Source organism: Pseudoalteromonas luteoviolacea NCIMB 1944 (assembly GCF_001625565.1).
Classification (GTDB): domain Bacteria; phylum Pseudomonadota; class Gammaproteobacteria; order Enterobacterales; family Alteromonadaceae; genus Pseudoalteromonas; species Pseudoalteromonas luteoviolacea_F.
Genome location: NZ_AUXS01000098.1, coordinates 1 through 249 on the forward strand (window position 1 = coordinate 1; position 249 = coordinate 249).

1 protein-coding gene is annotated in these 249 nt (G+C 53.4%); it reads right to left on the reverse strand.

Translation table 11 applies throughout. The features are described 5' to 3' along the window. A partial coding sequence (locus N483_RS26465; protein WP_155735438.1) for a phosphopantetheine-binding protein occupies positions 1 to 249 on the reverse strand: 249 nt, incomplete at both ends.

Consider the following 249-nt stretch of genomic DNA (forward strand, 5'->3'; position numbering starts at 1 on the left):
CTCGATGGCCAATTGCGCTATTGTCGGCGCTTCAAAAACCTGTTTAGGGCTAAGGGTAAAGCCGTGTTGGCGCATCGCAGCAACAATTTGTAGGCTGAGAATGGAATCACCGCCCAGTGCAAAGAAGTTGTCATCACGACCTATGGGGCTGTGTCCAAGCACCTGCTGCCAAGTTTGACACAGCAATTCCTCGCGCTCACCTTGTGGCGCCTGATAGGCTGTTTGCGCCTGCCACTGTGGTTTAGGTAG